This window comes from Bradyrhizobium sp. T-1 (assembly GCF_053592855.1).
Genome location: NZ_CM132115.1, coordinates 1,027,419 through 1,051,470, shown reverse-complemented (window position 1 = coordinate 1,051,470; position 24,052 = coordinate 1,027,419). Strand labels below are relative to the sequence as shown.

The following is a 24,052-nucleotide window of genomic DNA, read 5'->3' as shown; positions in this document are numbered from 1 at the left end:
GAAAATCAAGCGGCTGCCGACAGATCGTAAGCGTCCTGGATGTCGGCGACGATCTCGGAAGCCTCCCAGACGGCGCGTGGCTCGACCGATTGCAGCGTCACGGTCCAATTGCCGCCCCGGCGGGTGCGGGGGACGCTGACGATGTCGAAGCGGACATTGCGGCAGAGCGGGTGACGGGCCAGCGCGTGCGCGACGCGGACGCGGATTTCGTCCAGCGTTGCGCCGGTCTTGCTGTTGAGAAAATCGAAATCCATCGCCTGTCCCCCTCGTTCTGATTGGCGGCCGTGAGGGGGATTCTTGGCGGGCGATGGTTAATCTGCCGTTAAATGGGCGCGTCCGGAGCCATGCGGGATTAACCGTGCCGGGCGGCGCGGAGCATTACCGGCCACCCGCTTCGCGGTACTCCGCAACCGTGCGGGCAACGAGGTCGTCGACCGCCATTACGTCGGTAACACCCGACGTCGAATGCCCGCCGCTCCAGATATCGCGCCAGCGCTTCGGCCGGCTCTCGCGCGCATTGACGTCGATGTCCGTGCCGATATCGATCGTACCGCGCGCCGGAAGGTCATCAGGGTCAAGCCCGGCCGCGACGATCGACGGCTTCAGCATGCTGGTCTGCAGGCCCGTGAATGCGGTGGTGAGCAGAATGTCATCGGCGCTGCTTTCGACCAGCATCTGCTTGTGACGCGCGTCCGCCATGCTCTCGCGCGTGGCGATGAACTTCGTGCCCATATAGCCGAGATCGCAGCCGAGCACTTCGGCCGCATGCAGCGCGCGGCCGTCGCTGATGCCGCCAGCGAGCACGATGATGCCGTCGTAGAATGCACGCACCGCGCGGACGAAGGCGAACGGATTGAGCCAGCCGGTCTGCCCACCCGCGCCGGCGGTGAGCAATACCAGTCCGTCAGCCCCTGCTTCCGCCGCGCGCTCGGCGTGGCGGATCGAGGCGACATCCGCCAGCACCAGCGCGCCGGCATCGTGCAGCGGCTTCAACACCGGTGCAGGCGAGCCGACCGAGGTGATGACGATCTCCGGCTTGTGCTCGAGCAGCACGGCGAGATCCTGCGCCAGCCGCGCGTTGGAGCGATGCACGATCAGGTTTGGACAGAGCGGCGCGGCCTTGCGGCCAGCTTGATCCTCATGCCGCCGCAGCCGCGTTGCGATCTCGGTAAACCATTGATCGAGCTGTTCCGTGTTGCGGCAGTTCACGGTCGGGAAGCTGCCGATCACGCCGCTCTGGCAAGCCGCAACCATGAGCTCGACACCGGACACCAGAAACATCGGCGCTGCAATCAGCGGCAGGCTGAGACGATCGCGAAAACGTTGCAGTCGATCGGATGTCACCAGAGCCTCCCTCATCGCCCTCGCCTCTCTGCGCAGGCGGGCTTTGTCGTTCCATCCCGCATTCTCTGTGCTAGCGTCATCTGCAACATTGGCACGTGAGAAGCCGATGACAAAGCAACGAGGAAACATATGTCCGATCCGCTCCACGCATCGTCACCGACTTGTGCGCAGACGCTACGGGCGCTGGCGCGCTATCCCGACCGCATTGCGTTCGCATGGCCCGGCGGATCGCTGAGCTATCAGGGCACACTCGATCTGATCGGACGCATCCAGGACGTGTTCATGCGGCTCGGCCTGCAGCCCGGCGCGCGCGTCGCCTTCCTCACCGCCAACCGCGCCGACACCTGGTGCGCCGGCGTCGCCGCGCAATTGTCGCGATGCTGCATCACCTGGCTGCATCCGCTGGGATCGGAGACGGACCAGCTGTTCCAGCTCGAGGACTCCGAAGCTGAAGTGCTGGTGGTCGATGTGGCCGCCTTCCGCGACCGCGGTGGCGAACTCGCCGCAAAGGCAACCCCGCTCAAGGCGGTCTTCACGACGGGACCGGCCGACTATGGCGTCGATCTGCTGGCGACGATCGATCGCGCGGGACATGCCAGCGCGCGATGCCTCGCGAGCCTCGATGATCTCTCCACGCTGAACTACACCGGCGGCACCACGGGCAAATCCAAGGGCGCGCTGCGCTATCATCGCGAAAACGCCGGAGCCGCCGGCGCGATCCTCGCCGACTTCGAGATCCCCGACGCCGCCCGCTATCTCACCGTTGCTCCGATCAGCCATGTCGCCGGCACAAAAGTGCTGCCGACGCTCATGCGCGGCGGCACCGTGCACATGTTGAAGGGCTTCGATCCCGAGGCGGTGCTGGCGACGATCGCGCGCGAGCGCATCAATTTCACGCTGTTCGTGCCGACCATGATCTATGTGCTGCTCGATCATCCCGCGCTTGATAAGACCGATCTCTCCTCGCTCGAGCTCGTGCTCTACGGCGCCTCCGCGATGTCGCCGAGCCGGTTGCTCGAGGGCATCGAACGCATTGGCCCGGTGTTCTCGCAGCTCTACGGCCAGACCGAATGCTATCCGGTCTCGGTGCTGCGCAAGAAGGACCACGATCCGAAGACGCCCGAGCTGTTCTTGTCCTGCGGATTTCCGATCGCGGCCTGCGAGGTCAGGATTCTCGACGACGACGACCGGGAGGTGAAGACGGGCGAGGCCGGCGAGATCTGCGTGCGCGCCCCGCACGTGATGGCGGAATACTGGAAGCGGCCCGACATCACCGCCGAGACGCTGAAGAACGGCTGGGTCCACACCGGCGACATCGCGCGCCAGGACGAACGCGGCTACATGTTCATCCTCGACCGCAAGAAGGACATGATCGTCACCGGCGGCTTCAACATCTTTCCACGCGAGGTCGAGGATGTGTTGTCGCAGCATGCGGACGTCGCGATGGTCGCGGTCGTCGGCATCCCCGACGAGAAATGGGGCGAGGCCGTCACGGCCATCGTCGTGCCGCGCGAAGGCACGAAGCCCGATCCGGACGAGCTGATCAATCTGGTGAGGTCGCGAAAGGGCTCCGCGCATGCGCCGAAGCAGGTCCAGTTCGTCAAGCAGCTGCCGATGACCGGTGTCGGCAAGGTCGACAAGAAGGTGCTGCGCGCAGGCTTCTGGAGCGGCCGGGACCGCATGGTCGGGTAATCTTCCTGATTGCAGCGACGGGTTCGGAATACACGCATCGCGCGAAATCCCGGGAACGAATGGCGTTTTTACCCGGGATTTTACGGTGTCATTGTGGCCCCGGCACCACAACGCGCGGCGGAGTGCGTGTCCGCGCGGCCTGCGCGATTGCGGGCGAATCAGGGAATCAACTAGACCGCTGGTGGGGCTGGGAAGCGGAGTGGGACATGAGAGTCGCTTCCCTGGAAAGTGCGGTCGCCGCGGTCACGTTGATCACGGCTATCATCGTGGTGCTGTGGGAGATCAAGATCTTCTACGGATTATGAACTGGCAGGATGGCAAGCATCCCTTCCGCGGCGGCGGAAGTCTGCCGTTCAATCGGCTCCAAAAACAATCGCGGCGCTTGCCGTGACGCTCACTGCTTCTCGATCACCTGACTTTACCACGCAACAGGTATCATCGCCCGGCTTGCCGCCTTCGCTAAAGCTTCGGCGTGCCGAGCAGCCCTGTGGGCCTCGGCGTAGCCTTGGCGGGGCCGGGACCTGGCGATCCGGTACTCCGAGACAGCTGTCATTGAATCGATAGGCCGCGGCGTACTGGATGCCCCGCTTTCGCGGAGCATCACAGCGAAAATGACGCACAGACTTCGCAATCCTCACCGTTTCTCGATCACAAGGCTCTGCACTGCGCGGCCGAAATAGCCCCGCCTGTCCGCGAGCCGCGACATCGCAAGCCCGGCACCGTCAGGGCCGATCCAGGATTCACCGTCGAGCAAAATCCAGTCACCGACCGGCTGACGCGCGAGGCTCACCGAGAGGTCGGCGTTGATGTAGGTCCAGGTGCGGAAGTCGAGCGTCGAGGCTGTGCCATTGGAGAAATCGGCGGCCACCACGGCACGCATCGCCTGGGAGACCGCTTCGCCTTCGACCAGCGGATGGTCGAGCCGAAACCAGATCGCACCGGCGCCGGCCTGGCCGAAGCGCCCCCGCGCAGCGCGCATCGAGACCATGCCGGCGAACGGACTGGTCGCACCGTGGCCATCCTCGACCAGCGAGTCCTCGGGCGAGGGCAGCGTGACCGGCAGATCCCCGACGTCATCGGGCAAGGGCTGCGCCTGCTGCTTGATCTTGAGCACAGTGGCGCCGACGACCTGAACGCCGTCGGCGAGCAGCTTGACCTCGCAGAGCTGGATCTTGCGGCCCTCGCGCAAAACCTCGCTTTCAATCGTGAGCGGCGCCACCGGCACCGGGCGCATCAGGTCGATGGTGACGCGCGCGATGTTCATCGGCACCGGCGTCGGAATGCGCTCCGACGCCCACGTCACCAGCGCAGATGGCGCCGAACCGTGCTGCATGCGCCGGTCCCAGGGACCGGCGGCATTGGGGCTGGTAACGACGCTGTTGCCGTCGACGCGATAGATGGCGCTCATCGCGAGCGCCATCACAACGGCGGATCGATCGCCTCGTCGTATTCCTTCTTGAAGCGCGCAATCAGTTCGGCAGCGGGCACGATGCCCTCGACGCTGCCGATACCCTGGCCGGAGCCCCAGATCTCCTTCCAGGCCTTCGGCTTGGCACGCTCGCCGGAGGCATCGGTACCGAAGTTCATCTTCGACGGATCTGACGTCGGCAGGTTTTCCGGATCCATGCCGGCGGCGAGGATCGAGGGCTTCAGGTAGTTGCCGTGCACACCGGTGAAGAGATTGGAGTAGACGATGTCATCGGCCGTCGAGCCTGCGATCATCTCCTTGTACTTCTCGACCGCGTTGGCTTCCTTGGTCGCGATGAAGGCCGAACCGATATAGGCGAAGTCAGCGCCGAGGATGCGCGCGGCGCGGATCGCCCTGCCGTTGCCGATGGCGCCCGACAGCGCGATCGGACCGTCGAACCACTTTCGCGTTTCGGCAACGAAGGCGAGCGGCGAGATCGTGCCGGCATGGCCACCAGCGCCTGCCGCAACCAGGATCAGGCCGTCGGCGCCCTTCTCGATCGCCTTGTGCGCGAATTTCTGGTTGATCACGTCATGGAAGACGATGCCGCCCCAGCCGTGCACGGCCTGATTCAGCTCCTCGCGCGCGCCGAGCGAGGAGATGATCATCGGCACCTTGTACTTGGCGCAGAGCTGCATGTCGTGGTCGAGCCGGTTGTTCGACTTGTGCACGATCTGGTTGACCGCGAACGGCGCCGACGGCCTGTCGGGATGCGCGCGGTCGTAGGCCGCGAGCTCCTCGGTGATCCGTGCCAGCCATTCGTCGAGCAGCTCCGGCGGCCGCGCATTCAGCGCCGGGAACGAGCCGACCACACCCGCCTTGCACTGCGCGATCACGAGGTCGGGCACCGAGATGATGAAGAGCGGCGAACCGATCACGGGGATCGACAGGCGTCCCTTGAACAGAGCAGGCATGGACATTGCGGGGCGGTCCTTTGTTGGCAGGCGCATTGAAGGTTGGGGGCCATACCAACAAGGCAATCTTTCCACTGTCAAGTATTGCGTTTTGACGTCGTGGCGGACGCCGCTACCGCAATTCCAACGCGCGGAATTCCTTGCTTGTCATTCCGGGGCGCGCGAAGCGTCGAGCCCGGAATGACAGCAACCGCCTACCCGATCAAATCCGGATTGATCAGCCGCTCGAACGAGAACATCTCGTCCCATTTTTCCTGTGTCAGCAGCTTACGCTCGACCACGACGATCTGGTGCAGCGACTTGCCGCTCTTGTAGCCCTCGCGCGCGATCTCGGCGCATTGCTTGTAGCCGAGCAGCGGCTTCAGCACGGTCACGATGCCGAGCGAGTTGAGCACCATGTTGCGGGTGTGCTCCTCATTGGCGGTGATGCCGACGACGCAATTCTCGCGCAGGCTGTTGACGGCGCGCTCCATGGTGCGGATCGAGAAGAACAGCGCGAACGAGATCACCGGCTCCATCACGTTGAGCTGGAGCTGGCCGGCGGACGCCGCGAGCGTCACCGTGGTGTCGAGGCCGATGACGAGGAAGCTGGTCTGGTTGACGACCTCGGGGATCACAGGATTGACCTTGCCCGGCATGATCGAGGAGCCCGGCTGCAATTGCGGCAGGTTGATCTCGTTGAAGCCGGCGCGCGGGCCCGAGGCGAGCAGGCGGATGTCGTTACAGATTTTGGTCAGTTTGCTCGCTGTGCGCTTGAGCACGCCGGAGAGCTGCACATAGGCGCCGGTGTCCGAGGTCGCCTCGACGAGGTCGCCGGCGAGAATGAAGTCGACGCCGGTCAGTGCGCTCAGGTGCCTGACGGCCAGCTTGGGATAGCCGACCGCCGCCGTGACGGAGGTGCCGATTGCGGTGGCGCCGAGATTGATCTCGCGCAGCAGCGCGCGCGCCTCCGAGATGCGGTCGACCTCCTCGCCGATCGTGGTGCCCCATCCGCGGAATTCGGCGCCGAGCGACATCGGCACCGCGTCCTGCAGATGCGTACGGCCCATCTTCAGCACGCGATCGAACTCGCGCCCCTTGGCGAAGAAGGCCTCCTGAAGCTGGCGGAGCGCCGTCATATAACTCTCGAGCCGCAGGATCAGGGCGAGACGAAATGCGGTCGGATAGGTGTCGTTGGTCGATTGGCCGTAATTGACGTGGTCGTTCGGGCTGACGTGCTGGTAGTCGCCCTTGCCAAAGCCGAGCGATTCCAGCGCGAGGTTGGCGATCACCTCGTTGGCGTTCATATTGGTCGAGGTACCGGCGCCGCCCTGGATGAAGTCGGTGACAAACTGGTCCATCATGTCGCCGGCGATGACGCGATCGCAGCCGAGGATGATCGCGTCGGCTACCTTGGCGTCGATCGCGCCGAGATCGCGATTGGCCATCGCCGCGGCCTTCTTCACGTAACCGAGCGCCTTCACGAAGTAAGGCTCCTGGTTCATCGGAATGCCGGTGATGTGGAAGTTCTCCTTACCCCGGATGGTCTGGACGCCGTAATAGATGTCGTCGGCGATCTCACGCTGTCCGAGGAAGTCCTGCTCCGTGCGGCTCATGGGCGCTCCTTGCTGCTCGCGCGACGTCCTTAGTTCTGGCACAACGCGCTGGTGACGACGGTATCGGTACGGCAATCATCCGGTTTGCGTTGCCGGCCCGGAATGAGAACCTTGGCCGAGCACTTCTCGGCGGAATCAGTGTTGAGACTCTTGCCTTCCTTGTAGCCCTTGCTCTGACACAGCTGGTCGGCGGCGAGTTTGCAGTCGGGTGCGCCGTTCGAGGAGAGCGGACAGGCCGAGCGTCCAGAGACCATGGTCGACGGCTTTGCCAGCCGCGACAGGTCGTTCATGGTCTCACCAGGGCTTTTGATCGGCGGCAGGATCGAGGGCAGCTTGTCGAACAGCTTGCCCATTTCGTTGATCAGCCCGGGATTCTCCTCGCGGGCGGGCGGTGGCGTCGAGGGCGGCGGCACAGCCTGCGGCCCCTGCTCTTGCAAGCCGAGCGTGGGAGCGGATTGCGGCCAGCCGGTCCCGCTGGCCGCGAGCAGGAGCGAAAGCGCCGCAACTATCAGCGTCCCCAGCCGCAGGACCGGATTGCCGGATCGAACCATCATGACCACAAGCGTAGCCGAACCGGACGCGGCGGCAAAGCTTTGTGGGTCAGATCAGCTTGATCGCCACCACGAAGCCGAGCACCAGCACCAGGGCGCCGAGCGCGACCCACAGACCGAGGTGCCTCTCGATCCGCTCGCGGATCCAGTCGCCATAGCGGTTGAGCAGAATCGCCACGATGAAGAATCGTCCGCCGCGCGCGACGATCGAGCACAGGATGAACAGAACGAGATTGTAGCCTGCGAAGCCCGAGGTGATGGTGACGAGCTTGTAGGGAATCGGCGTCAGGCCCTTGAGCAGAATGATCACCGCGCCCCACTCCGCATAGGAGGCGCGGAAGGCATCGACCTTGTCGCCGAGGCCATAGACCTGGATCAGCCAGTGGCCGACCGAGTCGAACAGTAGCGCGCCGATGGCGTAGCCGAGCAGGCCGCCCAGCACCGAGGTGACGGTGCAAATCGCCGCATAGACCCAGGCGCGCTGCGGACGCGCCAGTGACATCGGGATCAGCATCACGTCGGGGGGAACTGGAAAGAAGGAGCTTTCGGCGAAAGCCACCGCCCCCATGATCCAGAGCGCATAGGGCTTGTGGGCGGCGTCGATGCACCAGTCGTAGATACGTTTCAGCATGGCGCCGCGATGAAGCACCACGGGACGGATTTGTCCATCGGCAGTTTTGTGACGTTCTAGTGGCGCTTGCGCGCCACGCGGCCCTCGAGCGCGGCAATCGGCCGCCTGGCGGCAACGCGCGGTGACGCCACTTTGGGCAGCTTCATCGGCGACTTCGGCAGCTTTTCGGCAATGCCCAGCATGTCCTCACGCCGCGACATCTCGCGCCAGACGTCCTCGGGACGCACGCCGGCCGAGGCCCAGAGCACGGTGAGATTGTAAAGCAGATCGGCGCTTTCCCGGACCACGGCCTCGGTGTCGCCGTTGACCGCGTCGATCACGACCTCGATCGCTTCTTCCGCCAGCTTCTTGGCCATTTTGGAGGGCCCACGCTGAAACAGCCGGGCGGTACGTGAGGTTGCCGGATCAAGGTCCCTGGCCGCGAGCACAGCCAGATATAGCCGCTCAAGCGAATCACTCATGGGCGCAAAACTACTCTAAACAAATGGTCGACGCGTTAATGCTTGACAATAAAAGGCAAAAAAGGCCGGCGCGGCAAGCGCGCCAGCCTTTCGTGGTCAATGACTTACCAACAACCCGCGCCGCCCCGGCTGCACGTGGCAAAGGGGTCGCGACCGACGCTGCCGTTGCCCGGGTATTCGCGACTGTTGCTGTAGTGATAGCTCGGGCCACCGTAATAGACCGGCCCCTCATCGTAATAGACCGGACCGCCGCCGTAATAGGCCGGGGCATCATAGGCGTAGGCGTCACGGGTCGCGGCGATCGCAAGCCCGGTGCCGATGGCGCCGGCAATGGCTGCGCCGGCAAAGGCCGCACCGCCGCCGCCATGCCAGTGACGGCCGCCTGCGAAGGATGCGGTGGGAGCGACGGTGGTCAGCGCCAGCACTGCGGCGGTGGCGAGAACGGCCTTACGGCCGGCAAATTTAGAAAACTGGCCAAGCATGATTTGGACCCTCCTTGGGACCTTCATTGGTGCCTCGAGACAGGCTCATGCCTCTCAAACACCCGCATCCCATGTTGGGTTCCCCAACCCCAATGGAAGATGAACGGGGTTGCGTGATCGTGACGCAACCACCGCTCATCTGCCGTTCAGGTTGACGTGATCAGACTTTGCCGGCAGCCGGCGCTGCAAGCGTCACGAAACCATAACAAGGCGGAACCGGCGCGACCGATGGTTGGATTCAAGACGATCGCTTCTCACTGCCTGCTGGCCCTCTCGATCGCGCTTGCCGCATGCAACGTCCATGCGTCTGAGACGGCCGCGCCGTCCGTCGCGATCCATTTCAGCTTCGATCGTCCGGTCGATGCGAGCATGGCGCCATTCTTCCTGGCGGCGAAGGACGGCAGGTTCGCTGCCGAGCATCTGAACGTTTCCTTCACCAGCGCGGCCGGATCGCCGGAAGCGCTTGCCCGCGTTGCCGCAGGCGACAGCGACCTCGCGCTCGTCGACATCAACGCGCTCATTCGTTTTCGCGACAAGGCCGATACGCCGCCGCTCAAGGCGGTGTTCGTGCTGTTCAACAGCGCGCCTTACGCGATCGTCGCCCGCAAGAGCCGCGGCATTCACCTGCTCTCCGATCTCGACGGCAAGACCGTCGGCGTCGCCGACAGCGATCTGTCGATCCGGTTATGGCCGGCGCTGGCGCGCCAGAACGGCATCAACGTCTCGCACGTGAAATTCTTTGGGATGAGCGCGGCGGTACGTGAGCCGGTGCTCTCGGCAGGACAGGTCGATGCCGTCGCCGGGTTCTCCTATCTCTCCGCCGTGAACCTGCGCGACCGCGGCGTGCCGGCCGACGATCTCGCCGTGCTGCGCTATGCCGACTATGGCTGCGAGGCCTATGGCTTCGTGGTCGTCGCCAATCCCGCCTTCGCCGCGGCGAGGCCGGACGCACTGAAGGGCTTTGTCCGCGCCCTGATTGCAGGCATCAATGCAACTGCGAAGGAGCCCGCCCGTGCGGCGGACGAGGCCGCAAGCCACATCGACGACGGCGACCATGACCTCGAGCTTGCGCGCCTGCGCACCGTGCTCGCCGACAACATCCTGACCGACGAGGTCCGGCGCAACGGCCTCGGCGGCATCGACCCGGCACGCCTGGAGCGTTCGATCGACCAGATCGCGGAAGATTTCAAATTTCGCAAGAAGCCTGTTGCAGGCGACATCTTCGACGGCAGGTTCCTACCGCCGGTCGAAAGCCGGCTTATCAATTGAGCAAAACCGACAGCTTCCGCTGTATCTCACGGGCAATCCCTGCTTAGAATAACGGCTCCGTGACCCGCCCGAGCTCTTCGCCCGCATGCCCATCCTTCGCCTTTATACCCGCGTTCTCGAGTTGCTCGGCAAGGAGGCGCGGCTCGGCTGGCTGCTTGCGGTCGCCAATCTCCTGCTGGCTGCGTCGCAATTCGCGGAACCCGTGCTGTTCGGACGGATCGTCGACGTGCTCTCCGGCAAGACGGTGGCCGGCTCCAATTCGGCCTGGCCATTCCTGGCCGCCTGGGTCGCATTCGGACTGTTCACGATCGGCTGCAGCGCGCTCGTGGCACTGCAGGCCGACCGGCTCTCGCACCGCCAGCGTCAGGCAGTGCTGACGAGCTATTTCGAGCACATCCTGCAACTGCCGCTGACCTTCCATTCCGGCACCCATTCGGGCCGGCTGATGAAGGTGATGCTCAACGGCACGGACGCGCTGTGGCGGCTCTGGCTCGGGTTCTTCCGCGAGCACTTTGCAGCGATCCTCTCGGTCGTGGTGCTGCTGCCGCTGTCACTCTATCTGAACTGGCGCCTAGCGATCCTGCTGTTCGTGCTGTGCGTGGTCTTTACCGCGCTGACGACCTTTGTGGTGCGCAAGACCTTCGGCATGCAGATGGCGGTCGAGGAGCACTACAGCGAGCTGTCCGCGCGCGCCTCGGACGCGCTCGGCAACGTCGCGCTGGTGCAGAGCTTCGTCCGCGTCGAATCCGAGGTGAAGGGACTGCGCTCCGTCGCCGACGAGCTGCTGGCCGCGCAGATGCCGGTGCTGTCCTGGTGGGCACTTGTCACCGTGATCACGCGCGCCTCCACCACCATCACGGTGCTCGCGATCTTCACGCTCGGCATCGCCCTGCACGACCAGGGGCAGACCTCCGTCGGCGAGATCGTGATGTTCGTGAGCTTCGCGACCATGCTGATCCAGAAGCTCGAGCAGGTCGTGAGCTTCATCAACAACGTGTTCATGGAAGCGCCGCGCCTGCGCGAGTTCTTCAACGTGCTCGATGCCGTGCCTGCGGTGCATGACCGGCCCGATGCGATCGATGCAGGGCGGCTCTCCGGCCTCGTCGAGTTCAACGACGTCACCTTCTCCTATGACGGCAAGCGGCCGGCGATCGAGGACCTCTCCTTCACCGCACTGCCGGGCCAGACCATCGCGCTGGTCGGCCCGACCGGCGCGGGCAAGTCCACCGCGATTGCGCTGCTGCACCGCGCCTTCGATCCGCAATCCGGCTTCATCAAGATCGACGGCATGGACGTGCGCGGCGTCACGCTGACATCGCTGCGGCGAAACATCGGCGTCGTGTTCCAGGAAGCGCTGCTGTTCAACCGCTCGATCGCGGAGAATTTGCGCGTCGGCAGGCCGGATGCGACCGAAGCCGAGATGCGCAAGGCGGCCGAGCGCGCGCAGGCGATCGACTTCATTGATCGCAGCGGCGGCTTCGAGACCAATGCCGGCGAGCGCGGCCGCATGCTCTCCGGCGGCGAGCGCCAGCGGCTATCGATCGCCCGCGCGCTGCTTAAGGACCCGCCGATTCTGATCCTGGACGAGGCGACCAGCGCGCTCGATGCCGTCACCGAAGCCAAGGTGAATGCCGCTCTCGATGAAGTGATGAAGGGCCGCACCACCTTCGTGATCGCCCACCGCCTCTCCACCATCCGTAATGCCACGCGGATCCTGGTGTTCGAGAACGGGCGCGTGACCGAAAGCGGAACTTTCGATGAACTCGTGGCCAAAGGCGGCCATTTCGCCGATCTCGCCAAGGCCCAGTTCATGGTGCAGGAACAAAAACAGACGAGCGCGCAGGCTGGTGTGAGTCCCGCCGAGGCCGCTTCCTCTGCCGCCAGATCCCCTTAGCAGGTCCCCGTAGCACCGTCGAAATTCGGCCTACTTCGTTGCGGAATACGCGGCAGAAGCCCCTATTCTCGACGCACGAGCCGGTATAGGTTTGCGCTGCCGCGAGCGGCGGCGCTGGATTTCAGAACCGAACATCAGATCACGAGGGCCGCCCGTATCAGGCGGTTCTCCAAGGACCGGAATCGGATAGTGCACGCCTTTCGCCCGCTGCTTCGCAAATCCCTGTTCAATCTGTTCGCTGCGACGCTCGCCGTCGGTGCGCTCATGGCACCGCGCCTCGCCAAGGCCGAAGCGCTGCTGCTGATCGAGGCCGACAGCGGCAAGGTGCTGCAGGCGGAGAATGCGACCATTCCCTGGTATCCGGCCTCGGTCACCAAGATCATGACCGCCTATGTGACGCTCAAGGCGGTGAAGGACGGCAAGATCTCACTCGACACGCTGGTCACGGTGTCGCCGATGGCAGCCTCGCAATCGCCGTCGAAGATGGGGTTCCGTCCGGGAACGCAACTCACCATCGACAACGCACTGAAGATGATGATGGTCAAGTCGGCGAACGACATGGCCGTGGTGCTGGCAGAAGGCGTCGGCGGCTCGATCGACGGCTTCTCCGCGATGATGAACGACACCGCGAAGCGGCTCGGCATGACGCAGACGAGCTACGTCAATCCGAACGGCCTGCCGGCCGACGGCCAGATCACCTCGGCGCGCGACCTCGGCATTCTCGCCCGCTCGTTCCTGCGCGACCTGCCGGAATACGAGTATTTCGTGCATATCCCGGCGATCCGCTTCGGCAAGCGCGTCACCGGTAATTTCAACAAGTTGATCGGCCGCTATCCCGGCGCCGACGGATTCAAGACAGGCTTCATCTGCGCCTCCGGCTACAACCTCGTGGCATCGGCCACGCGCAACGGCCGCCGGCTGATCGCCGTGGTGCTCGGCGCCAACTCCGGTACCGCGCGCGCGGTGAAGGCGGCGCAGCTGCTCGAGCGCGGCTTCGGCCAGGACAATCTGTCGTGGCTGCGCCCCTCGCTCGGCACCGTCGAGAACCTCGTGCCGGTGGACGCCTCGCCGCCGAACCTGCGTGAAGAAATGTGCGGCGGTCACCGCAAGCGTCCGGCCAGCGACGACGACGACGCGCTGATCGCGACCAATGGCGGTACCAGCGGATCGGGCTCCGCGACCGGCGGCGAAGCCCAGGTGACCTTCTTCACCGCAGGACTCCAGCCGCCGCTGATGAAGGCGTCGGAGCTGATGGCCTCGGCGCCTGCGGCCGCAGAGCCCGTGCTGGTCTACACCGGCCCGACCCGCACCGGCGCCGCCCTGGTCGCGGCGGTCGCAGCCGATGCCGACCAGCAGAACCCTCCGAAGGCGCGCGGCAAGAAGACGCGTATCGCCAAGAAGCCCGACACCGGCAGCGATGCCAAGACTGACGCCAAGACTGACGCCAAGACTGGCACCAAGACGGCTGCGGCGAAACCGGCAGCCGCCAAGCCCGATGCTTCGGCCAAGGGCGATGCAAAGGGCGAAGCCAAAACCGCAGCGAAGCCGGCGGCAAGCAAGCATGCCGCCGCCAAGCCCGCAGAGAAGCCGGCGAGCGGCGATGCCAAGCCGGCCAAGCCCAAGGCCGCCACCAAGCCGAAGCCCGCGCCCAACAACAGCTAGGTTAACGGGCCGAGCCCGCCAGGCGGCGTCTGCACTTCGCACCTGCGGCAGCGATTTGCGACGATTCCAGTAGCCACTCTCCAGCCTTTGCCCTAAGCCTCGACCGCTTGCCAGCCGTTCAGGCAGGCTCGATACTGCCGGCAATGAGGCAAGCCCGAGACACAACGGGCTCTGGTGCAAGAGAGGGGAGTTTCCATGGAGCGCATCTGGCTCAAGCAATATCCACCCGGCGTGCCCGCCGATATCGAGCCGACGCAATACGCATCGCTGGTCGACCTTCTTGAGGAGAGCTTTGCGAAGTTCGCCGACCGCAAGGCGTTCATCTGCATGGACAAGGCGATCACCTATCGCGACCTCGACCAGATGTCGCTGGCGCTCGCCACCTATTTGCAGGGACGCGGCCTGCAGCGCGGCGCCCGCGTCGCGATCATGATGCCGAACGTGCTGCAATATCCGATCGCCACCGCCGCGGTGCTGCGCGCCGGGTTTGCGGTCGTCAACGTCAATCCGCTCTACACCCCGCGCGAGCTCGAGCATCAGCTCAAGGATTCCGGCGCCGAAGCCGTCATCGTGCTGGAGAACTTTGCCCACACCGTCGAGCAGGTGATTGCGAAGACGCCGGTGAAGCACGTCATCGTCGCCAGCATGGGCGATCTGCTCGGCTTCAAGGGCGTGATCGTCAATCTCGTCGTCCGCCGCGTCAAGAAGATGGTACCGGCCTGGTCGCTGCCGGGCGCGGTCTCGTTCAACGACGCACTGTCGGCCGGCCGTGGCCAGACCTTCAACAAGCCGAAACTGTCGCCCGGCGACGTAGCCTTCCTGCAATATACCGGCGGCACAACCGGCGTCTCCAAGGGCGCCACGCTGCTCCACCGCAACATCGTCGCCAATGTGCTGCAGAACGATGCCTGGCTGCAGCCGGCGCTCAATGCGCCGCCGCATGTCGAGCAACTCATGATCGTCTGCGCGCTGCCGCTCTACCATATCTTCGCGCTGACAGCCTGCTACCTGCTCGCAGTGCGGGCCGGCGGCTGCAATCTCTTGATCCCGAATCCGCGCGACATCGCCGGCTTCGTCAAGGAGCTCGCCAAGTACCAGGTCAACAGCTTCCCGGCCGTCAACACGCTCTACAACGGCTTGATGCATCATCCTGACTTCAAGAAGCTGGACTTCTCCAAGCTCAAGATCTCGAACGGCGGCGGCATGGCCGTGCAGCGCCCGGTCGCCGAGCAGTGGAAGGCCGTGACCGGCTGCTTCATCGCTGAGGGCTACGGCCTGTCGGAGACTTCGCCGACGCTGACCTGCAATCCCGCGACCACGACCGAATTCTCCGGATCGATCGGCATTCCCGTGCCCTCGACCTGGATCTCGATCCGCGACGACGACGGCAACGAGGTCCCGCTCGGCCAACCCGGCGAGATCTGCGCCAAGGGCCCGCAGGTGATGTCAGGCTATTGGAACAGGCCGGAGGAAACCGCGAAAGTGATGACCGCGGACGGCTATTTCCGCACCGGCGACATCGGCGTGATGGACGAGAAGGGCTACACCAAGATCGTGGATCGCAAGAAGGACATGATCCTGGTCTCCGGCTTCAACGTCTATCCCAACGAGATCGAGGAAGTGATCGCAAGCCATCCGGGCGTGCTGGAATGCGCCGTGATCGGCATTCCCGATTCCAAATCGGGCGAGGCGGTAAAGGCCTTTGTGGTGAAGAAGGATCCGAACCTCACTGCCGAAGCCGTGATCAAATTCTGTCACGAGCAGCTGACGGGCTACAAGGTGCCGAAGCACATCGAATTCCGCACCGACCTGCCCAAGACCAATGTCGGCAAGATCCTGCGCCGACAGCTCCGCGACGAGAAGAAGGCCGAGGCCGCGTAAGTCTTCACCGTCGTTCCAGGGCGCACGCGTCGGTGTGAACCCGGGTGCGCAATTGCGCACCCGAGAATCTCGAGATTCCGGGGCCGGTGCTTCGCACCGCCCCGGAATGACGCGCCCGTCGCCTCATCACACCTCTTTGAAGCCGTTTCCCTCGGCCGGTAAAATGTTCTAGAACGGCCCCGCCCCTTTTTCAGGAGAAACGACGATGGCAATCCAAGTTGGCGACAAGCTGCCCGAGGCGAAATTCCGCGTGATGACGGCGGAAGGCCCGCAGGTGAAGACCACCGACGATATCTTCAAGGGCAAGAAAGTGGCGCTGTTCGCGGTGCCCGGCGCCTATACCGGCACCTGTCACAAGATGCATCTGCCGAGCATCTTCCTTAACGCCTACGCCATGAAGGACAAGGGCGTCGACACCATTGCGATCGTCTCCGTCAACGACGCCTTCGTCATGAACGCCTGGAAGCGCGACACCGACCAGCGCGACGAGGCGATCTTCCTCGCCGACGGCAATGCCGACTTCGCCAAGGCGATCGGCATGGAGCTCGATGCTTCCGGCAACGGCCTCGGCATCCGTTCCAAGCGCTACTCGATGCTGGTCGAGGACGGCATGGTCAAGAAGCTGAACCTGGAGGCGATGCCCGGCAAGGTCGAGGTGTCCGGCGGCGATACGCTGCTGGGACAGCTGTAAGCTTTAGCCGCAGGCTGATGTCATTCCGGGGCGCGCAAAGCGCGAACCCGGAATCTCGAGATTCCGGGTTCGGTGCTACGCACCGCCCCGGAATGACGGAGCAGAGGTCCTACTCCGCCACCCGCTGCTGCAACCTTGCCTTCACAATCCCGTCGCGCGCCAGCTGATCGGCCCGCTCATTCTCGGGGTGCCCAGCGTGGCCTTTGACCCAATGCCAGCGCACCTCATGCGCCTTCAACGCAGCGTCGAGGCGCTGCCATAGCTCGACATTCTTCACCGGCTTCTTGTCGGCGGTGCGCCAGCCATTGCGCTTCCAGCCGTGGATCCAGCCGGTGATGCCCTGCCGGACATATTGGCTGTCGGTATAGAGATCGACGGTGCATGGCTTCTTCAGCGCTTCAAGCGCGGAGATCGCCGCCATCAATTCCATCTGGTTGTTGGTGGTGTGGCGCTCGCCGCCGTTCAGCTCTTTTTCCTTGTCGCCGAACTTCAGGATTGCGCCCCAGCCGCCGGGCCCGGGATTTCCCGAGCACGCGCCATCGGTGAAGATCGTGACATTGGGGAGCTCGCTCACGCGACCAGTCCTGACGGCATCAGCCCGTAGTCGCGCGCACTCGTCACGCTCTGGTGAAAGCGCAGCTTGCGGACATATTCCAGCGGATCCTTCGGCTTGACCAGCGCGCCGGGCGGCACATTGAGCCAATCCACCAGCCGCGTCAGCAGGAAGCGGATCGCGGCGCCGCGCGCGAGCAGCGGCAGCGCGGCCTCTTCCGCCTCCGAGAGCTTCCGCACCCGGCCGTAAGCATTGAGGAAGGCGCGCGCCTTGGTGACGTTGAAGGAATGATCCGGCTCGAAGCACCAGGCGTTGAGGCAGATCGCGACGTCATAGGCCAGCATGTCATTGCAGGCGAAAGTGAAGTCGATGATCCCCGAGAGCTTGTCGCCGAGAAAGAAGACGTTGTCGTTGAAGAGATCGGCGTGGATCACACCTTCGGGCAGGCTGCTCGGCCAGACGCCGCTCGAGAGATGGTCGAGCTCGGCTGCGAGGAAGGCGCGCAGTCCCGGCTGGACCTCGTCGGCGCGGTCCGCCGCCGCATCGAACAGCGGCCGCCAGCCCGCGACCGACAGCGCGTTGGCACGCTTGATCGCGAAATTGGCGCCGGCCAGATGCATCCTGGCGAGCCCGTCGCCGACACCGGCGCAATGGGCTACGTTGGGCTTGCGCGGCCACATGCCTTCGAGAAAAGTGATGATCGCGGCAGGCCGCCCCGACAGCTCGCGCAGCGCCTCGCCATCCCTCGCCTTCACCGGCAGCGGGCAATTGACGCCGTGCTCGGCCAGATGCGTCATCAATGCGAGGAAGAACGGCAAATCGTTCTTCGCAACGCGCTTTTCATAGAGCGTGAGAATGAACGAGCCTTTGCTCGTATGCAGCAGGAAGTTGGTGTTTTCGACGCCCTCGGCGATGCCCTTATAGGAGAGCAGCTCGCCGAGATCGTATTGCCTCAGGAAATCCGCAAGCTCGTCGGCGGCAACGTCGGTGTAGACCGCCATAAAGGTCTACTCGGCGGCGGCTTCGGGGCGCACCTGGCGCGGCAACGGGAAGAACTCGTTCTCTTCCGCGGCCGAGACCGTCTCCACATGCAGCGTGTAGCGCTCGGCGAACGCGTCCATGATCTCCTCGACGATCACTTCCGGCGCCGAGGCACCCGCGGTGATGCCGAGGCTCGAAATATTGCCGAACTTGTCCCAGTCGATGTCGGCGGCGCGCTGCGCCAGCACCGCGATCTTGCAGCCCTCGCGCTCGGCGACCTCGCGCAGACGCTGCGAGTTCGACGAATTGGGGGCACCGACAACAATGAGCGCGTCGACCACCGGCGCCACCTTCTTCACCGCGAGCTGGCGGTTGGTGGTGGCGTAGCAGATGTCTTCCTTGTGCGGGCCGTTGATGTTCGGAAAGCGCTCCTTGAGCAGCGCCACGATCTCCGCAGTGTCGTCGATCGACAGCGTGGTCTGGGTCACGAAGGCGAGGTTATTCGGGTCCTTCGGATTGATGGTCTTGGCGTCCTCGGCGGTCTCGATCAGGGTGACGGCGCCGACCGGAAGCTGGCCGAGCGTGCCGACCACTTCAGGATGATGCGAATGACCAATCAGGAAGATCTCGCGGCCGCGCTTGAAATGAATCGCCGCCTCGCGGTGCACCTTGGTCACCAGCGGGCAGGTCGCATCCAGCGAGAACAAATTGCGGGAGGTGGCGTCGGCCGGAACCGACTTCGGCACGCCATGGGCAGAGAAAACCACCGGCGCGGTGGCGTTTTCCGGGATTTCGGCGAGCTCCTCGACGAAGATCGCACCTTTCTTCTTCAACCCGTCGACGACGTACTTGTTGTGCACAATCTCGTGGCGAACATAGACGGGAGCGCCATACTTATCGAGCGCCCGTTCCACGGTGTCGATCGCCCGGACCACCCCGGCGCAGAAGCCACGGGGAGAACAAAGCACGATCTTGAGGTCTGGTTTGGCTGACATTGAGCGATCTCGGGACCGAATCACCCGTTTCGCCTTCTGGCGGGGGCGGTCGATGGGTGGAAAGGGGCTAAAAACGGTCTGCTTGGACTTTACAGCGACTTCAGAGGGAATTGGGCCCCCTTTCGGGCGCTGTCAAGGCACTATCTATAGCAGAACCATTGCGTGGCTACCCCCTCCGGGCTTATATAACGCGAATTCCCTGTCATCGCTGATGACCACCGGTTTCGCCTCCTGAGGGGGTGGGCGAAGCACAAAGGAGATTTGCCATGAGCAACGCACCTCTGATGCCCAAGGCGACCGCCGTCTGGCTGCTCGACAACACCGCGCTGACCTTCGACCAGGTCGCCGATTTCACCAAGATGCATCCCCTCGAGGTGCGCGCGATCGCCGACGGCGACGCCGCCCAGGGCATCAAGGGCATGGATCCCCTCTCCAACGGCCAGCTGACCCGCGAGGAGATCGAGAAGGGCGAGAAGAACCCGGACTACCGCCTCCGCCTCCAGGAGAGCAAGGTGGTGTTGCCGCCGCAGCCCAAGCGCAAGGGCCCACGCTACACCCCGGTGTCGCGCCGCCACGAGCGCCCCAGCGCCATCCTCTGGCTGCTGCGCAGCCATCCGGAGCTGAAGGACGCCCAGGTGATGCGCCTGGTCGGCACCACCAAGAGCACGATTGCCAGCGTTCGCGACCGCACCCACTGGAATACGTCCCAGTTGACGCCGATCGACCCCGTCACCCTCGGCCTCTGCTCGCAGATCGAGCTCGATTTCGAAGTGGCGCGCGCGGCCAAGGAAAAGCCGATCGACGCAGCCTATGGCGGCGCCACTCTGCTCCCGGCCTCCGAGACCACCAAGAAGGACGAGTACGAGCCGTCGGAGAAGTCGAGCGACGACCTCAACGTCGACGCCGTGTTCGCCAAGCTGAAGACCCTCGGCGGCAAGAAGCACGAGGAAGAGGAGGAGTAGTCTTCCTTCTTCCTTCGTCATTGCGGGCAAACGCGGCGGAGCGATCCGCCGCGTTTTGTTTTCGAACGGAGATTTGGTGGCGCGGCTGCGGGGAACCATGCAGCTGCCGTCGCATTATTTCCAATCCGGAGGATCTGCGATGCGGGCTGACGAAGACCATTTTGCGGTGATGCTGGGACGCGCTGTCCTCGCAGCCTGGGGGGATATGCCCCGGGATATCCAGGAAGCACTGTTCGAAATTGCCGTCAAAGACCGCCCCGGCGATCGCGACGCACTGGCGAAGTTATTGCATGAGCGGCATCCGCGAACGGTGCACGCGGGATAGCGGTATCTCCGCTCGTGAAGCGAATACGACGATGCCGTCTCTCAGGGATGATCTCGGACGAATCGAACGGGAAAGTATTGCCGCGGCGCCGGGTGCCCCCACCCGGCGCCGCAGGAGCGTTAGAACTTGTAAGTGACACCGCCGCCGACGAGCCACGGATCAATATGCGCGCTGCCGGTGACGGGCAGCCCGCTCACGGTCGCGCTGTAGTCCGGCCGCAGCCAGAGCTTCTTCACGTCGACGTTGAGGCCCCAGTGCCGGTCGAGCATGTAGTCGAAGCCGAACTGAACGGCGCCGCCCCAGGCGTTGCTGACATGCAGGGACGTGGTTGTTGCAACGATTGCGGGCGGCCCGGCGATGGCAGCGGGCGTGTTGGCGGCCGAGTTGTTGAAGAACACCGTGTAGTTCACGCCGGCGCCGACATAAGGCTTGAACGCGCCGAAATTGTCGAAGTGATATTGCAGCGTCAGCGTCGGCGGCAGCAGCGTGGTCTTGCCGACAGGCAGATTCGCAAGCGAGCCGGTGCCGCTGATCGAATGCCTGGTCACGCCGAGGATCAGCTCGGCCGCGATGTTCTTCGTGAAGAAGTAACTGATATCGAGCTCAGGCACCGCCTGGTTGCTGATCGAGAGGCCCGAGGTCGGCGACGACAGCGACGGCACGCCGGCGACATTGACGGTCGAGCCGCCCGCATCCGGCAACACGCCGAGCACGCGCAGACGGACCATCCAAGGATTGAAGCTCTCAACGGGTGGCGGCGCTTTCGTGTAAACTGGCAGATCGGCCGCCTGCGCAGCGCCAGCCGTCACCGCGACCATCGCACCAAGCGTCGCGAGCCGCGCCAGGTTTCTCATCGTTCTCTGCATTGCATTCCCCTTCAGCCATGTCGCGCTTCGTTGCGCGACGCCCGCGTCAGAGCAGAAAGGGAACGAGGAAGGATTTGATGCCGATCAAATCAGCGCAGACACGTCGCGATTTGGCCACGACGTTGCAGATGTGCCACGAGATGCGCGATTGCCGTGCGCAGGATAGTTCCGCAGCCGGCGTCAGGGCCGGTCGGGATGGTTCAGCATGTATTCACCGAGATCGCGCTGACGGCGGTCGGCACGGGCGGTGGCGGCGCTGCGCTGCACGTCGCGGTCCTTGCGGCAGGCCACGTATTCCGGCGAGCCCTGCGCATAGCCGCGGCTCCGGCACACCGCATCATCGTCGTCGCCCCCCATCGCGGTCGGCGTCTGGTAACGCGCCGAGCAGGCGGAGAGAGCGATGGCGAGAGCCACTGCAATGAGCAGGCGCGACGTGGTAGCGAGTGGCATGCAAGGTCCCCTGTTGGCGGCCCCTGTTTAGCGCGGAATGCGGAGAATGTAAGTCGGCAAGCCCATCATTCCGGGATGGTGCGTAGGCACCAGACCCGGAATCTCAAGATCCTCAGGTGCGCAATTGCTCACCTGAGTCTAGTTCGGTCCTGCGAACCGCCCAAGGTGACGCCTCGCGTCACACCCTCCCCTTCAGCGCATCGCCGATCTCGTCCAGCACCTTGGGGTCCTCGATCGTGGCCGGCATGGACCAGGCCTCGCCGTCGGCGATCTTCTTGATGGTGCCGCGCAAGATCTTGCCCGAGCGCGTCTTGGGCAGGCGGCCGACGGTGATGGCGAGCTTGAAGGCGGCGACGGGGCCGAGCTTGTCGCGCACCAGCGCGATGATCTCCTTCTCGATCTCGGCAGGCGATCGTTTCACGCCGGCCTTCAGCACCAGGAAGCCGCAGGGAACCTCGCCCTTGATCGCATCCTTGACGCCGAGCACGGCGCATTCGGCGACATCGGGATGCGATGCCAGGATCTCCTCCATGCCGCCCGTGGACAGACGATGGCCGGCGACGTTGATGATGTCGTCGGTGCGACCCATGACGAAGACATAGCCGTCCTCGTCCTTGTAGCCGGCGTCCGAGGTTTTGTAGTAGCCGGGAAATTCGCTCAGGTAAGCTTCCTTGAAGCGCGCGTCCTGATTCCACAGCGTCGGCAGGCAACCCGGCGGCATCGGCAGCTTGATGACGATCGATCCCATGGTGTTGGGACCGACTGGCTTCGCGGCCTCGTCGACGACGTCGACCTGGTAGCCCGGCATCGGCACCGTCGGCGAGCCATGCTTGACCGGCAGCACCCCCAAGCCCACAGGATTACCGGCGATGCACCAGCCCGTCTCGGTCTGCCACCAGTGATCGATCACCGGCACCTTCAGCTGCTGCTCCGCCCACTCCACCGTCGGCGGATCGGCGCGCTCACCGGCGAGGAACAGGGTCCGGAATTTCGACAGATCATATTGCCGGATGTACTTGCCTTCCGGATCCTCCTTCCGGATCGCGCGGAATGCGGTCGGCGCGGTGAACAAGGCCACAGCCTTGTGCTCTGAGATCACACGCCAGAACGCACCGGCATCGGGCGTGCCGATCGGCTTGCCCTCATACATGATCGAGGTCGCGCCATGCAGCAGCGGGCCGTAGACGATGTAGCTGTGGCCGACCACCCAGCCGATGTCGGAGCCGCACCACCAAACCTCTCCCGGCTTGACGCCATAGACGTTGAACATCGACCATTTCACGGCAACCAGATGCCCGCCATTGTCGCGCACGACGCCCTTGGGGATACCGGTCGTGCCCGACGTATAGAGAATGTACAGCGGATCGGTCGCAGCGACCGATACGCAAGGCGCTTTCTTGCCATCGTTCATGGCCTTACGTCGCAGGCTGGCCCAATCATAGTCGCGCTTCGGCGTGAGGTCGCAGACGAACTGCGGCCGCTGCAATATGATGCAGGCCGCGGGCTTCGCAGAAGCGAGCTTGATCGCCTCGTCCAGCAGCGGCTTGTATTGCACGATACGACCAGGCTCGATGCCGCAGCTTGCAGAGAGAATGAGCTTCGGCTGCGCATCGTCGATGCGGGTCGCAAGCTCCTTTGCGGCAAAGCCGCCGAATACCACGGAATGCACCGCGCCGATGCGCGCGCAGGCGAGCATCGCAACCACGGCCTCCGGCACCATTGGCATATAGAGAATGACGCGGTCGCCCTTGACGACGCCAAAATCCTGCATGATAGCGGCGAGCGCCTGCACCTCGGCCAGCAATTCGGCATAGGTGAACTTGGTGACCGAGCCCGCCAGCGGCGAGTCGTGTATCAGGGCCACCTGGTCGGCGCGGCCGCGTTCGACATGGCGATCGAGCGCATTGTAGCAGGTGTTGACGACGCCGCCGGCGAACCAGCGGCCGTAGACGCCTTGCGCGGGGTCAAAGATCGTCTTCGGCGGCTCGATCCAGTCGATCTCTTTGGCAGCCTCGGCCCAAAAACCCTGAGGATCGGCCAGCGAGCGCGCATGGACCTCGTGATATTTGCTCTGCACTTGGCTGTTCATTCCCGCGCTCCCGTTCCCCTTATCGGCCTCACCTGAACCTTGCGGCAGGACCGGCGTCCCGCCATGACAGGGATCAAGTATGGGCCTTGTTTGGGAGCTATTTTCCCGGGAACGGGCCGCGGTTCAAGCCGAAAAGACCCCATCCTCTCCCTCTCCCCGTTCTTACGGGGAGAGGGTCGGGGGGTGAGGGGGCTGTTTCGGCGGGCAAAGTGAGAATTGGATTCGCGGAGGGCCCCCTTACCCGGAATTTGCTACGCAAACTCCGGCCTCTCCCCGCACGCGGGGGAGAGGCGAAG

At 64.2% G+C, this 24,052-nt stretch carries 23 protein-coding genes; 8 read left to right on the top strand and 15 right to left on the bottom strand.

Annotation, left to right across the window (positions count from 1 at the left end; translation table 11 throughout):
* Nucleotides 1–5: 5 nt before the first annotated feature.
* Both ACWAT4_RS05070 and ACWAT4_RS05065 read right to left on the bottom strand, forming a co-directional pair.
* Nucleotides 6–254: a hypothetical protein gene (locus ACWAT4_RS05070; RefSeq protein ID WP_212298466.1), complete on the bottom strand. Its 249-nt coding sequence runs from the start codon at nt 252–254 to the stop codon at nt 6–8.
* A 124-nt stretch (nt 255–378) separates the two neighbouring features.
* Nucleotides 379–1,344, bottom strand: coding sequence for an NAD(P)H-dependent flavin oxidoreductase (locus ACWAT4_RS05065; protein WP_212298467.1), 966 nt, complete (start codon nt 1,342–1,344; stop codon nt 379–381).
* Nucleotides 1,345–1,473: 129 nt separating this feature from the next.
* Between ACWAT4_RS05065 and ACWAT4_RS05060 the strand changes: the two genes are divergently transcribed.
* Complete coding sequence (locus tag ACWAT4_RS05060) at nt 1,474–3,036, top strand: AMP-binding protein (protein WP_449729963.1); 1,563 nt, start codon at nt 1,474–1,476, stop codon at nt 3,034–3,036.
* Nucleotides 3,037–3,670: 634 nt separating this feature from the next.
* Here the strand turns inward: ACWAT4_RS05060 and ACWAT4_RS05055 are convergent.
* The 7 genes from ACWAT4_RS05055 to ACWAT4_RS05025 all read right to left on the bottom strand — a co-directional run bounded on the left by ACWAT4_RS05055 (nt 3,671) and on the right by ACWAT4_RS05025 (nt 9,138).
* The gene (locus ACWAT4_RS05055) at nt 3,671–4,444 is read right to left on the bottom strand and encodes a thioesterase family protein (protein WP_212426349.1); all 774 of its coding nucleotides are present in this window, start codon (nt 4,442–4,444) and stop codon (nt 3,671–3,673) included.
* Between the two features lie 11 nt (nt 4,445–4,455).
* Entirely contained in the window at nt 4,456–5,424 is a 969-nt protein-coding gene (locus ACWAT4_RS05050) for an NAD(P)H-dependent flavin oxidoreductase (RefSeq protein WP_212298470.1), read from the bottom strand.
* A gap of 188 nt (nt 5,425–5,612) precedes the next feature.
* Nucleotides 5,613–7,013, bottom strand: coding sequence for an aspartate ammonia-lyase (locus ACWAT4_RS05045; RefSeq protein WP_018321324.1), 1,401 nt, complete (start codon nt 7,011–7,013; stop codon nt 5,613–5,615).
* A 29-nt stretch (nt 7,014–7,042) separates the two neighbouring features.
* Entirely contained in the window at nt 7,043–7,567 is a 525-nt protein-coding gene (locus ACWAT4_RS05040; RefSeq protein WP_212298471.1) for a hypothetical protein, read from the bottom strand.
* A 46-nt stretch (nt 7,568–7,613) separates the two neighbouring features.
* On the bottom strand, nt 7,614–8,195 hold the full coding sequence (locus ACWAT4_RS05035) for a YqaA family protein (protein WP_212298472.1): 582 nt from the start codon (nt 8,193–8,195) through the stop codon (nt 7,614–7,616).
* A gap of 56 nt (nt 8,196–8,251) precedes the next feature.
* A complete protein-coding gene (gene hisE / locus ACWAT4_RS05030; protein ID WP_212298473.1) occupies nt 8,252–8,656 on the bottom strand; it encodes a phosphoribosyl-ATP diphosphatase in 405 nt (134 codons plus the stop codon).
* A gap of 104 nt (nt 8,657–8,760) precedes the next feature.
* Nucleotides 8,761–9,138: a hypothetical protein gene (locus ACWAT4_RS05025; RefSeq protein WP_249149242.1), complete on the bottom strand. Its 378-nt coding sequence runs from the start codon at nt 9,136–9,138 to the stop codon at nt 8,761–8,763.
* Nucleotides 9,139–9,366: 228 nt separating this feature from the next.
* On the opposite strand from ACWAT4_RS05025, the gene ACWAT4_RS05020 reads away from it, so the two are divergent.
* From ACWAT4_RS05020 to ACWAT4_RS05000, 5 genes are all read left to right on the top strand, one after another.
* Entirely contained in the window at nt 9,367–10,407 is a 1,041-nt protein-coding gene (locus ACWAT4_RS05020) for an ABC transporter substrate-binding protein (RefSeq protein WP_449729962.1), read from the top strand.
* 85 nt (nt 10,408–10,492) lie between these two features.
* A complete protein-coding gene (locus tag ACWAT4_RS05015; RefSeq protein ID WP_212298475.1) occupies nt 10,493–12,301 on the top strand; it encodes a glucan ABC transporter ATP-binding protein/ permease in 1,809 nt (602 codons plus the stop codon).
* Between the two features lie 189 nt (nt 12,302–12,490).
* On the top strand, nt 12,491–13,963 hold the full coding sequence (locus ACWAT4_RS05010; RefSeq protein ID WP_449729961.1) for a D-alanyl-D-alanine carboxypeptidase family protein: 1,473 nt from the start codon (nt 12,491–12,493) through the stop codon (nt 13,961–13,963).
* 195 nt (nt 13,964–14,158) lie between these two features.
* A complete protein-coding gene (locus tag ACWAT4_RS05005) occupies nt 14,159–15,844 on the top strand; it encodes a long-chain fatty acid--CoA ligase (RefSeq protein WP_212298477.1) in 1,686 nt (561 codons plus the stop codon).
* A 205-nt stretch (nt 15,845–16,049) separates the two neighbouring features.
* Nucleotides 16,050–16,535, top strand: coding sequence for a peroxiredoxin (locus ACWAT4_RS05000; RefSeq protein ID WP_212446093.1), 486 nt, complete (start codon nt 16,050–16,052; stop codon nt 16,533–16,535).
* A 109-nt stretch (nt 16,536–16,644) separates the two neighbouring features.
* Here the strand turns inward: ACWAT4_RS05000 and rnhA are convergent, their stop codons facing one another.
* From rnhA to ispH, 3 genes are read right to left on the bottom strand one after another with little or no spacing between them, the layout of a single operon-like run.
* Entirely contained in the window at nt 16,645–17,109 is a 465-nt protein-coding gene (gene rnhA, locus ACWAT4_RS04995; protein WP_212298479.1) for a ribonuclease HI, read from the bottom strand.
* Nucleotides 17,106–18,089, bottom strand: a complete 984-nt coding sequence (locus ACWAT4_RS04990) for a homoserine kinase (protein WP_212298480.1) — start codon at nt 18,087–18,089, stop codon at nt 17,106–17,108. Before ACWAT4_RS04990 ends, rnhA begins: the two co-directional genes overlap by 4 nt.
* A 6-nt stretch (nt 18,090–18,095) precedes the next feature.
* Nucleotides 18,096–19,064 carry a 4-hydroxy-3-methylbut-2-enyl diphosphate reductase gene (gene ispH / locus ACWAT4_RS04985; RefSeq protein ID WP_212298481.1) on the bottom strand — a complete coding sequence of 323 codons (969 nt, stop codon included), beginning with the start codon at nt 19,062–19,064 and terminating at the stop codon, nt 18,096–18,098.
* Nucleotides 19,065–19,330: 266 nt separating this feature from the next.
* Between ispH and ACWAT4_RS04980 the strand changes: the two genes are divergently transcribed.
* Both ACWAT4_RS04980 and ACWAT4_RS04975 read left to right on the top strand, forming a co-directional pair.
* The gene (locus tag ACWAT4_RS04980) at nt 19,331–20,026 is read left to right on the top strand and encodes a DUF1013 domain-containing protein (RefSeq protein WP_212298482.1); all 696 of its coding nucleotides are present in this window, start codon (nt 19,331–19,333) and stop codon (nt 20,024–20,026) included.
* Between the two features lie 139 nt (nt 20,027–20,165).
* Nucleotides 20,166–20,351, top strand: a complete 186-nt coding sequence (locus ACWAT4_RS04975) for a hypothetical protein (RefSeq protein WP_449729960.1) — start codon at nt 20,166–20,168, stop codon at nt 20,349–20,351.
* A gap of 119 nt (nt 20,352–20,470) precedes the next feature.
* Here the strand turns inward: ACWAT4_RS04975 and ACWAT4_RS04970 are convergent, their stop codons facing one another.
* The 3 genes from ACWAT4_RS04970 to ACWAT4_RS04960 form a co-directional block, all read right to left on the bottom strand.
* Nucleotides 20,471–21,217, bottom strand: a complete 747-nt coding sequence (locus tag ACWAT4_RS04970) for an OmpW/AlkL family protein (protein ID WP_212426355.1) — start codon at nt 21,215–21,217, stop codon at nt 20,471–20,473.
* 180 nt (nt 21,218–21,397) lie between these two features.
* Nucleotides 21,398–21,667, bottom strand: a complete 270-nt coding sequence (locus tag ACWAT4_RS04965) for a hypothetical protein (protein WP_449729959.1) — start codon at nt 21,665–21,667, stop codon at nt 21,398–21,400.
* 178 nt (nt 21,668–21,845) lie between these two features.
* Entirely contained in the window at nt 21,846–23,756 is a 1,911-nt protein-coding gene (locus tag ACWAT4_RS04960) for a propionyl-CoA synthetase (RefSeq protein WP_449729958.1), read from the bottom strand.
* Nucleotides 23,757–24,052: the final 296 nt, after the last annotated feature.

Bases quoted from the DNA above. Each gene is read 5' to 3' on its own strand.
- ACWAT4_RS05000 (WP_212446093.1), top strand. From the start codon at position 16,050: ATGGCAATCCAAGTTGGCGACAAGCTGCCCGAGGCGAAATTCCGCGTG.
- ACWAT4_RS05025 (WP_249149242.1), bottom strand. From the start codon at position 9,138: ATGCTTGGCCAGTTTTCTAAATTTGCCGGCCGTAAGGCCGTTCTCGCC.
- ACWAT4_RS05060 (WP_449729963.1), top strand. From the start codon at position 1,474: ATGTCCGATCCGCTCCACGCATCGTCACCGACTTGTGCGCAGACGCTA.
- ACWAT4_RS05045 (WP_018321324.1), bottom strand. From the start codon at position 7,013: ATGAGCCGCACGGAGCAGGACTTCCTCGGACAGCGTGAGATCGCCGAC.
- ACWAT4_RS05020 (WP_449729962.1), top strand. From the start codon at position 9,367: ATGGTTGGATTCAAGACGATCGCTTCTCACTGCCTGCTGGCCCTCTCG.
- ACWAT4_RS05005 (WP_212298477.1), top strand. From the start codon at position 14,159: ATGGAGCGCATCTGGCTCAAGCAATATCCACCCGGCGTGCCCGCCGAT.
- ACWAT4_RS04965 (WP_449729959.1), bottom strand. From the start codon at position 21,667: ATGCCACTCGCTACCACGTCGCGCCTGCTCATTGCAGTGGCTCTCGCC.
- ACWAT4_RS05050 (WP_212298470.1), bottom strand. From the start codon at position 5,424: ATGTCCATGCCTGCTCTGTTCAAGGGACGCCTGTCGATCCCCGTGATC.
- ACWAT4_RS05040 (WP_212298471.1), bottom strand. From the start codon at position 7,567: ATGATGGTTCGATCCGGCAATCCGGTCCTGCGGCTGGGGACGCTGATA.
- ACWAT4_RS04970 (WP_212426355.1), bottom strand. From the start codon at position 21,217: ATGCAGAGAACGATGAGAAACCTGGCGCGGCTCGCGACGCTTGGTGCG.
- ispH (WP_212298481.1), bottom strand. From the start codon at position 19,064: ATGTCAGCCAAACCAGACCTCAAGATCGTGCTTTGTTCTCCCCGTGGC.
- hisE (WP_212298473.1), bottom strand. From the start codon at position 8,656: ATGAGTGATTCGCTTGAGCGGCTATATCTGGCTGTGCTCGCGGCCAGG.
- ACWAT4_RS04980 (WP_212298482.1), top strand. From the start codon at position 19,331: ATGAGCAACGCACCTCTGATGCCCAAGGCGACCGCCGTCTGGCTGCTC.
- ACWAT4_RS05015 (WP_212298475.1), top strand. From the start codon at position 10,493: ATGCCCATCCTTCGCCTTTATACCCGCGTTCTCGAGTTGCTCGGCAAG.
- ACWAT4_RS04960 (WP_449729958.1), bottom strand. From the start codon at position 23,756: ATGAACAGCCAAGTGCAGAGCAAATATCACGAGGTCCATGCGCGCTCG.
- ACWAT4_RS05055 (WP_212426349.1), bottom strand. From the start codon at position 4,444: ATGAGCGCCATCTATCGCGTCGACGGCAACAGCGTCGTTACCAGCCCC.
- ACWAT4_RS05070 (WP_212298466.1), bottom strand. From the start codon at position 254: ATGGATTTCGATTTTCTCAACAGCAAGACCGGCGCAACGCTGGACGAA.
- ACWAT4_RS04975 (WP_449729960.1), top strand. From the start codon at position 20,166: ATGCGGGCTGACGAAGACCATTTTGCGGTGATGCTGGGACGCGCTGTC.
- ACWAT4_RS05035 (WP_212298472.1), bottom strand. From the start codon at position 8,195: ATGCTGAAACGTATCTACGACTGGTGCATCGACGCCGCCCACAAGCCC.
- ACWAT4_RS04990 (WP_212298480.1), bottom strand. From the start codon at position 18,089: ATGGCGGTCTACACCGACGTTGCCGCCGACGAGCTTGCGGATTTCCTG.